The sequence below is a fragment of the Candidatus Eremiobacteraceae bacterium genome (genome assembly GCA_035314825.1).
Lineage (GTDB): Bacteria > Vulcanimicrobiota > Vulcanimicrobiia > Eremiobacterales > Eremiobacteraceae > JAFAHD01.
On the sequence record DATFYX010000060.1, the window covers coordinates 1 to 8303 of the forward strand.

Below are 8303 nucleotides of genomic sequence, written 5' to 3' on the forward strand. Positions count from 1 at the left end.
CGGCGTCGGTGAGCGCATTCTTCTGCAACAGCGGCGAGTTGGCGGGCAGCTCGCCCGCCGCGGCGAGGCGCACGAGCGCTCCGAAGCCTGCAAATTCGACGTAGTCGGACGCGCTGAACGCGGCCGCGCGTTGACCGGCCAGTGCGAGCGGCGCTGCCGCCGCGAGGGCGCGATAGCGGCGCGCGGTCGGGAGCATCGTCAACGAGTCGTCGAGCACCGGCACTTGCGCGAGCAGCCGCAGCATGTCGGCGCGCGCACCTCCGATCAGATGTCCCTGCGCCATCGTCTGCAATGCGCTGTCGCCCGAAGCGGCGCGGGCAAGACCGTCGAGCGCGCCCGCGTCGATGGCCAGCGAGAAATGTGTACGCGGATGCGCGCGCAGCGCGCGCTCGATCGCGCCGATCGAATCGGGGGCTGTGAGCGAGATCGCCGCTGCACGGACGCTCGCATCCGCCGACGTCGACGCGGCCATGTGCCAGACGATCGCGACGTCGGCCGGAGGTGCCGGAGTCGGCGTCGGCGTTGGAAGCGGTGTCGGCGTAGGAGCGACGGTCGGCGCAGCGCTGGGGGTGGCCGTGCTGCGCGTCGGAGGCGCGGGGGAAACCCCCGGGAGCGTTGAGGCGGCGGGTGCAGGCGTCACGCCAGGCACGCCTCCCGGCAGGGCCGATGGACCTGCTGCCACTGCGGCTGCGAGAAGTGCTGCCAAGATCATGCGCGTCGAACCGCCTCAGCCTCTGGTTTCGTGGAAAGAAAAAGGCCGGACTGCGCCGGCCTTGAGAGCGTTGATCCGCGCTGCGGCTACAGAACCGTCACGGTCACCGTGCCGGTGTTGCCGGCGACGGTCGCGTTGAGCGTTGCGGTTCCGGGAAGGGCTCCAAACACGCAGATGTTCTGTAATACGGTGCCCGCCACGTACGGCGTGATGCAGTCGCCGTTGAACAGTCCGATAGCGCCCGACCCATGCACCGTGGTCCAGGTCGCGCCTTGCGTCGACGAGACGTACTGCTGGCCACCGTAGCTGTAGTACGCGATGGCGATCATCAGGAGGAAGTTATTGCGGGTGACCTGTGGGATGTTGATGCCGCTCTGGACCTGGATGCCGACCTTGTTGACGACCGCCGAACTGCGCGATGTGCCCGATCCGATGTTCACGCCAAGACCGCCGCAGCCGACGAGCGCGAGAATTGCAGCCGCCGCACCAAGCGCAACAACCGTTCGCCGCATAACCTGCATCGCAAGCCCTCTTTCGTGCAAAGAACCGGTACGAAGAAGAAGCAACACGTCCGTGCAGCGCCTCGTAGTGGCTCGACCGCGCGTTGCGTGTGTTACCAGTTCATGCGGGCGGTTCGAAAGGGTCTCCGGCATATCCTCCGGCCCGAAAGGGAGCCCTGGCGGACCGCCTTGCGGGCCGCAAACCGTCACAACGTCTTGAGATGGATGGGCCCGACGACGACGCCAAAAGGCTGCTCCGCGCCGTCGAAGATGGCAGGCGCGACGGTCATCGTCAGGGTTTGGTCCTGGTCTTTCTTCTGCGCCACCGGAAAATTGATGTAGCCCGACGCCTGGTGGCCGGGCAGCAGCCGCAAGCCTTCGAAAAAGCCGACGTCGTTGAGCGGAAACGTCGCGTCGTCCAACGCCGGGACTTTGGCCGCGCCGTCGTCGAGCACGCTCTTGCCCAATGGCAGGACCTGTGCCGGCGTCGTGCTTCCGTTGCGGATCGTGCAATCGATCTGGATGCGTTTGTCGTAGAATTCGATGCGGTGCACGGTGATCGCGATGCCTTGCGCACTGCCGGTGATATGCGGCGCATAGGATTTCCAGGGCTGATATAGCTGCTTGACGCGCCACGCGCCGTTCTCCAGGAGCGCGAAATACGGCTCCTTGACCGTGCCCCCCACGACGGCGCCGGTCGCCGCGTTGACGAACGTCGCTTGCTGCGAGACGGTGATCTCGACGACCTGATCGTGCGGCAGCGCGCTGACGATCGAGAACTTGTGGATCGCGTATTGGGTCGCGCGCGCGTTGGACGCGAAATTGTTCACGTTGCCGAAGTAGTGCTGCTGCGCCGTCGTGAGCAGCGCGTACGCCGATTGATAATCGCCGCGCGACAGCGCGGTGACGTACTGGGTGACCGCGGCGATCGCGTGCGTGTCGACTTGTTCTCCCTGCTCGCCGGGCTGCGGCGGCGGCGACGCGCCGAGCAACCCAAGGCCGAGGGCCAGTGCGAGCACGGTTCTTCTCATGCTTCCTCCGGACAGATGCGATCGACGATACGCTGCAGCTCGTCGTCATCAGCGTAGTGGATCTCCAGCGAACCGCCATGCGCCGCGCGACGCAGATTCACCCGCGTGGCGAGCGCGAAGCGCAGACGGGTTTCCACTTCGGCCAGATCGGGCGGCAGTGCGGCGCTCTTGGCGCGCGCCTGTGGCGAACCGGCCTTGCCGCTCGCGTGCAACGCGGCGCGCTCGATCTCGCGCACGCTCCAGCCCTTCGCGACGGCTTCGCGCGCCAACCGCTCGGCCTTTGGCCCCGGCAACGTGGCCAACGCGCGCGCGTGACCGCCGGAAAGCTTGCCATCGCGCACCATCGCTTGGACCGAATCGGGCAGCGAGAGCAGCCGCAGCGCGTTGGCGACCGCCGGGCGGCTCTTGCCGAGCCGCTGCGCGAGCACTTCTTGCGTGAAATCGTGCTCCGCGATGAGCTGGCGATAGCCGGCCGCTTCTTCTATCGCGTTCAAGTCGGTGCGCTGCAAGTTCTCAAGCAGCGCGAGTTCGATCGCCTGACCGTCTTTGGTCTCGCGCACGAGCGCCGGAATCGTGCGCAGGCCGGCAAGCTTGGCCGCGCGCCAGCGACGTTCGCCGGCTATGAGCTCGTAATGCGCCGGTCCTTCGCGTTTGGGCCGCACCAGCACCGGTACCAGCACGCCGTAGGACTTGATCGAGTGGGAAAGCGACTCGAGAGCGGTCTGATCGAACGCGTGACGCGGCTGGCGTGGATTGGGCGCGATGTCCGCAAGCGCGAGCGGGATGACGGTGCGCGCGCCGGCCGGGCGCTCTTGCGCGCTCGCTCCCGGGAACAGCGCGCCCAGCCCGCGCCCCAAGCCTCGCTGCGGTTTGCTCATCGTGCCAGCACCTCTTCGGCCAGCGCCGCGTAGGCCGCGGCGCCCTTGCTCTTGGGATCAAACGTCGCTATCGGCGCGCCATATGACGGCGCTTCGGACAGCCGCACCGTGCGCGGGATGCGCGTCGCGAAGACCTCGCCCGGAAAATAGTTCTCGACCTCGGCGACGACTTGCGTCGCCAGATTCGTGCGCCCGTCGTACATCGTGATCAGCACCCCCATGATGCGCAGCTCCTCGTTGAGATGCGTGCGCACCAGATCGATCACGCGCGTCAGCTGGCCGAGCCCTTCGAGCGCAAGATACTCGGCTTGGACCGGCACGATGAGCCACTGCGACGCGGTCAGGGCGTTGAGCGTGAGCAACCCCAGCGACGGCGGGCAATCGATGACGATGTCGTCGTAGTGGCTCTTGCTGCCGCGCAGAGCGTTGCGCAGGCGCTGCTCGCGCGAGAACGCCGACACGAGCTCGAGCTCGGCGCCCGCAAGGTTCAAGGTGGCGGGCACGAGGGCGAGGTTCTCAATGCCTGTCGCCATCGTCGCCTCGTCAAGATCGGCGTTCTTGAGCAGCACGTCGTAGATGCAGCGCTCGACCAGGGTCTTGTCGATGCCGAGCGCGGTGGTCGAATTGCCCTGCGGATCGATGTCGATGAGCAGCACGCGCCGCCCCCGCCCGGCTAGTGCGGCGGCAAGGTTGACCGCGGTCGTCGTCTTGCCGACGCCGCCCTTTTGGTTGGCGACGGCAATGACACGTTTTGTCCCGCTGCGAGAACTTCTCTTAGGCATTTGTCCCGTTATGTGGGTCAATATCGGAAGTCGGCTCTGTTAGAACGCGGCGTGCGATGGCGAGCAAAGTGTCTCGCTCATTGCGAGCGGGGTCTTCGAGGACCTCTTCGAGACATGCGCGCAGCGCTGCGCCGACGCGATCATCACCCCGAAAATCCCCGCCGGCAAGGCCGAGCTCGCGCATGAGCGCCATGACGTCGCCGCCGTCGATGACCAGATCGCCGACGTTGAGCGCTGGCCGCCCGTGCAGTTGCGCCTCCACCCGCTTTTCGAAGCGCTCGTTCTCGCCGTGATCGTGCGGCGGGAGGCCGCTGGCCACGATGTCGGCATGGCGCAGAGCGAATAACGCGTCGACGTTGGCCGGGCCGACCTTGCGGATGAAGCGCCGGATGCCCGCGTCGGTTATGACATCGGCCGTGGCGTACATGTGATTGGCGATCAGCCGTGCCACACGATCGATCACCTCGCCGCTGAAACGCAGCCGTCCGAGCATCTCGCGGGCCATCTGCTCGCCGACCTGCTGGTGGCCGTAGAAGTGCGGCCCCTCCTTGGTGCGCGGCTTGCCGACGTCGTGCAGCAGCCCGGCGAGGCGCAGCACGAGATCGGGCGGCGCCGCGTCGAGCGCCCGCAGGCTGTGATAGTACACGGTGTAGGCGTGGTACTGGTTCTGCTCCACTTGCCAGCCTTCGAGCAGCTCGGGCATCACGTGGACCAGGGCGCCTGTGTCGCGCAGCAGCTCGAAGCCCGTGCTGGGCTTTTCCGATAGCGTCAGCAACTTGGTCAGCTCGTCGGCGACGCGTTCGGGTGCCACCGTCGCTACGCGGTCGGCGGCCGCGCGCATCGCGGCGAGCGCCGATTCGGTCGGACGCAGCTCGAAGCGGGCCGCGAACTGGGCCCCGCGCAGAATGCGCAGCGGATCTTCGTGGAAAGCCTCGGCGCGCAAGGTGTCGAGGCGGCCGTGCTCGAGGTCGGCACGGCCGCCGTACGGGTCGATGATGGCCCCGGTGCGCAGGTCGCGCGCCATCATGTTCATCCGAAAATCCCGCCGGCCCAGGTCCTCCTCGAGTGGGATGTCGGGCGCCGATTCGACGTCGAAGTCGCGGTGGTGAGGGCCGGTCGAGCGTTCGCGGCGCGGCAGGGCGATGTCCACCGTGCGGTCGCGACGCGTGAACTTGACGACGCCGAACGACGCGCCGACCACTTCGACCCGCCCGAGGCGGCCGAGGCGTTCGAGGATGGTCATCAGCGGCAGGCCGGTCACGAGGTAGTCTTCGTCGGGCTGGCGGCCCTTGCGCCGGCCAAGCTCTGCCAAGACCGCGTCGCGAACGCTTCCCCCGACCGCATAGACGCCGGCCTCAGGCAGCGCATCGATCAAGAGCGCGCTTGTGTCCTGGCCGGGAAGGCTCAAGACCAGGCCTCCGTCAGGGTCGATTGTTTCCCGTGAAACAATTCAGGCCCGCTTACCCTCGCGGCGCAGGCGGGCCGGCGGCGGAACGCCAGGCGGGGTCGGGCCGACTTTTTCAATGGTCCAGACATGTCGCTGCGCACCAAGGTACGGAACGACGACCTCGCGCGCCTCCACGAGCCGTGCGTTCAGCCGGCCGATGGCCGCCAGATCCTGGGCTCCAGGAGCGGCCTCGCGCCCGGTATAGATGTAGAGCCTGCCACCGCGGGCTAGCAGCGGCAAGGCGAGGCCCAGGGCGGCTTCGGGCTTGGCCAGCGCGCGCGCGAGGACCGTTCCGGCGCGATCGCGCCATTGGCCGCGGCCCGCCGTTTCGGCCGACAGCTTTTCGACCCGCACGGCCCGTAGGCGGAGAGCTTCGACCGCATCGCTGAGGAAGGCGGCCCGCTTGGCCCGCGGCTCGAGGAGCGTCACGGCTAGCCCAGGCCATGCAAGGGCAACAGGGATTCCCGGCAAGCCCGCGCCGCTGCCGACGTCGACCACCGGCTCGCGCAAACCCATGCCCGCGAGCGGGGCGAGGCTGTCGAGCAGATGCGAGGCGGCCAGCTCGTCAAGAGTTTTGGCGCCGACCAGGTTCGTTCGCCGGTTGGCCTCGAGCAGTAGGTTGCCGAACTCGAGCAGGCGACCAGCCAACGGCTCGGCCTTGAAGCCGAGCTGCGTGAGCCCATCTTCCAGGTGAGCGAGGAGCTCCTCGCTCACGCGCTCGAGGCGACCGGCTCTGAAGCGTTGCGCCGATGGAGAAAGACCGACAACACGGCGACGTCGGCGGGAGTGACGCCTGGAATTCGACCGGCCTGACCCAGCGTCTGGGGCTGCCTCGCCGCCAGCTTCTCGCGCGCTTCGCGCGACAGACCGCGGCAGCTGCCGTAATCGAAGTCGGCCGGGATCAGCGCGTGCTCGGCTTTGGCGAGCCGGTCGACCGCCAGGGCCTGGCGCCTGATGTATCCCTCATAGCGCAGATCGATGACGACGCGCTCGCCTAGCTCGGGCTCGATCGCCCGCTCGCCGGCGATCGCACTATAGTCAGTTCCCTGGCGGCGCAGCAGCTGCGCGAGCGTCACGCCCGGTTCGGCGGCATGCGCGTGCGCGAGACGCGCACCGGCTTTTGTGGTTTCCAGGCGGAGGCGCTCTGCGGCGATGCGCTCCATCCGTTCCGCGAACGCCGACCAGGCCACGCCGTCGATCAGGCCGACCTCGCGCCCGACCGGCGTCAGACGTTCGTCGGCGTTATCGTGGCGCAGCAGCAGCCGGAACTCGGCGCGCGAGGACAGCATGCGATACGGCTCGGGCGCGCCCTTGGTGATGAGGTCGTCAATCAGCGTGCCGATGTACGAAGTGCTGCGCGAAAACGTGACCGGCTCGTCGCCGCGCGCGCGCCGCGCGGCGTTGATGCCCGCGACGATGCCTTGCGCCGCGGCTTCCTCATAGCCCGACGTGCCGTTGACCTGACCGGCATGGAAAAGACCGCAAACCCGCATGGTTTCGAGGTTTGCGCGCAATTCGGTCGGCTGCACGAAGTCGTATTCCACCGCGTAGCCGGCGCGCAGCATGTGCGCGCGCTCGAGGCCCGGCAACGTGTGCAGCATCTCCAGCTGCACCTCGTCGGGCAGCGACGTCGAGAAGCCGCCGACGTAGATCCACTTCGACTCCCAGCCTTCGGGTTCGAGGAAGATCTGATGCGACGGATTGTGCGCGAACTTCATCACCTTGTCTTCGATGGACGGGCAATAGCGCGGGCCGACGCCTTCGATCACGCCGAGCCCATACATCGGCGAGCGGTGCAGGTTGGCGCGGATCAGCGCATGCGTGCGCTCATCTGTATGGGTGATGTGACACGCGAGCTGCTTGCCGGGAAACGCCGGCCGGCTGCGATAGGAGAACATCAGCGGCACCGGGCTCGGCGGCTGCGCCTCGAGCATCGAGAAGTCGATCGAGTCCGCGTGCACGCGCGGCGGCGTGCCGGTCTTCAGACGGCCGGTGGGAAAGCCGAGGCGCCGCAGCGCGTCCGACAGACCGAGGCTCGGCGCTTCGCCGACGCGGCCGCCCGCGGTGCTCTTCTCGCCGGCGAACAGCTTGCCGCTCATGAACGTGCCGGCGGACAGCACGACTTGGCGCGCGCGGATCAGCGAACCATCGGCGAGGACGACGCCGGCGATGCCCTGCGCGTCCGTCGCGAGGTCGGTGACGAAGGATTCGAGCAGCGCGAGGCCCGGCTGCGCGCTGACCGCCGCGCGCATGCGGCGCGCGTACGCAGCCTTGTCGGCTTGAGCGCGCAGCGCGCGCACGGCAGGGCCGCGGCTCTCGTTCAGCCAGCGGACGTGTAGGAACGTGTCGTCGATGCAGCGGCCCATCTCGCCGCCGAGCGCGTCCACTTCTCGCGCCAGTTGGCCTTTGGCAGGACCGCCGATCGACGGATTGCACGGCATGAGGCCGATCGTCTCGAGCTTGCCGGTGACCAGCAGCGTGCGCACGCCGATGCGGGCGGCCGCAAGCGCGGCTTCGCAGCCGGCGTGGCCGCCGCCGATGACGATCACGTCGAAGTCTTGTGGTCGCACGATATGCTGACAATTGTGCAGGCGAGCAAAGAGAACCTATAGGGGAAAAGCCGTTACTTTGCCACGCAAAGTTAACGCACGATGCGTCGCTCGACTACTTGCCGACGCAGAAGCGCGAGAAAATGCCGTCGAGCACGGCATCGGTGACGGTCTCGCCCGTCACCTCGCCGTACGCGGCGATCGCCGCGCGCATGTCGCCCGATAGTAGATCGATGGGCGCGCCGGATGCGATCGTCGCCTGGGCGTGGCCGAGCGCGTCGCGCGCGCGTGTGAGCGACTCGAGCTGGCGCGCGTTCGCGACGAGCGCGGTGTTCGCGGCGATCGCACCGCCTCCCCAGCCCAGCCGCGCGATCGCACGCCGGACCGTTTCGACCGTCACCGGC

At 67.8% G+C, this 8303-nt stretch carries 9 protein-coding genes; all 9 read right to left on the reverse strand.

The features are described 5' to 3' along the window. Window positions 1-706: hypothetical protein (locus VKF82_07780; GenBank protein HME81962.1), on the reverse strand; the 706-nt coding region annotated here is incomplete at its 3' end. A gap of 92 nt (window positions 707-798) precedes the next feature. Further along, window positions 799-1233, reverse strand: coding sequence for a hypothetical protein (locus VKF82_07785; GenBank protein HME81963.1), 435 nt, complete (start codon window positions 1231-1233; stop codon window positions 799-801). Window positions 1234-1418: 185 nt separating this feature from the next. Then, a complete protein-coding gene (locus VKF82_07790) occupies window positions 1419-2243 on the reverse strand; it encodes a hypothetical protein (GenBank protein ID HME81964.1) in 825 nt (274 codons plus the stop codon). Next, the gene (locus VKF82_07795; protein ID HME81965.1) at window positions 2240-3121 is read right to left on the reverse strand and encodes a ParB/RepB/Spo0J family partition protein; all 882 of its coding nucleotides are present in this window, start codon (window positions 3119-3121) and stop codon (window positions 2240-2242) included. Before VKF82_07795 ends, VKF82_07790 begins: the two co-directional genes overlap by 4 nt. Beyond that, entirely contained in the window at window positions 3118-3903 is a 786-nt protein-coding gene (locus tag VKF82_07800; protein ID HME81966.1) for an AAA family ATPase, read from the reverse strand. Before VKF82_07800 ends, VKF82_07795 begins: the two co-directional genes overlap by 4 nt. Beyond that, window positions 3896-5311: an HD domain-containing protein gene (locus VKF82_07805; GenBank protein HME81967.1), complete on the reverse strand. Its 1416-nt coding sequence runs from the start codon at window positions 5309-5311 to the stop codon at window positions 3896-3898. Before VKF82_07805 ends, VKF82_07800 begins: the two co-directional genes overlap by 8 nt. Before the next feature lie 42 nt (window positions 5312-5353). After that, window positions 5354-6064 carry a 16S rRNA (guanine(527)-N(7))-methyltransferase RsmG gene (rsmG, locus tag VKF82_07810; protein HME81968.1) on the reverse strand — a complete coding sequence of 237 codons (711 nt, stop codon included), beginning with the start codon at window positions 6062-6064 and terminating at the stop codon, window positions 5354-5356. Next, complete coding sequence (mnmG, locus tag VKF82_07815; protein HME81969.1) at window positions 6061-7920, reverse strand: tRNA uridine-5-carboxymethylaminomethyl(34) synthesis enzyme MnmG; 1860 nt, start codon at window positions 7918-7920, stop codon at window positions 6061-6063. The genes rsmG and mnmG overlap by 4 nt, the downstream gene beginning before the upstream one ends. A gap of 94 nt (window positions 7921-8014) precedes the next feature. Then, window positions 8015-8303 (reverse strand): hypothetical protein (locus VKF82_07820; protein ID HME81970.1); only part of this gene is annotated, 289 nt, incomplete at its 5' end.

Coding starts and splice junctions, on each gene's coding strand:
- VKF82_07795 (HME81965.1), bottom strand. CDS start 3,121: ATGAGCAAACCGCAGCGAGGCTTGGGGCGCGGGCTGGGCGCGCTGTTC.
- VKF82_07790 (HME81964.1), bottom strand. CDS start 2,243: ATGAGAAGAACCGTGCTCGCACTGGCCCTCGGCCTTGGGTTGCTCGGC.
- VKF82_07800 (HME81966.1), bottom strand. CDS start 3,903: ATGCCTAAGAGAAGTTCTCGCAGCGGGACAAAACGTGTCATTGCCGTC.
- VKF82_07785 (HME81963.1), bottom strand. CDS start 1,233: ATGCAGGTTATGCGGCGAACGGTTGTTGCGCTTGGTGCGGCGGCTGCA.